Origin of the sequence: Gilliamella sp. B14384G12 (assembly GCF_016101825.1) — a bacterium.
Classification (GTDB): Bacteria; Pseudomonadota; Gammaproteobacteria; order Enterobacterales; family Orbaceae; genus Gilliamella; species Gilliamella apicola_N.
Genome location: NZ_JACFPU010000039.1, coordinates 1 through 558 on the forward strand (window position 1 = coordinate 1; position 558 = coordinate 558).

The 558-nt window shown below is 39.1% G+C and carries 1 protein-coding gene; it reads right to left on the minus strand.

Features of this window, described 5'->3' with window-relative positions:
* A partial coding sequence (locus tag H3S73_RS13560; RefSeq protein ID WP_255520220.1) for a contractile injection system protein, VgrG/Pvc8 family occupies positions 1-558 on the minus strand: 558 nt, incomplete at both ends.

A 558-nucleotide genomic window follows, 5' to 3' on the forward strand; every position in this document is an offset into this window, starting at 1 on the left:
CACCATGCGTTTCAAACCGGAAATAGACCCCCACATCAGCAAGCAGTCTTTGAATAAACTCAAGGTCACTCTCCTGCCACTGGGTAATAAATTCACGTTTAGGGTATTGCTCTTTAAGTGCTAAACGATAATCAATCCCGGTATAACCATGACCACGCAAGATTTCTTCAACGACGCTGATAACGCTTTGATTCTGAAAAATAGCACAGTTATGACTTAATGCCAGTTTGGCTAATTGCGATGACAAAACCACCTGATAACGAGCCTCGTCATTACTCACCGATAATTGACTGAACTGGGTAATCACACCATAAAAAGTGCGTGAACCGCCTTGAGATAATAGTGAGTTTAACGGATTAAGTGGATTAAACTGGGCTAAAGAATTAAGTGAATCGAGTGGATTAGATTGTTTAAGCTTATCTAACTGTTTTAATGGTTCAGCTTGTTTTAATGCATCTAATGGATTAGAAGAGGTTAAGGAATTAAGTGCATCAAGTCCTTTCGTTGCAATATCACTTAAATTGTTAGAATTTGCCGGGTTAAAACTCAAACGGGCAT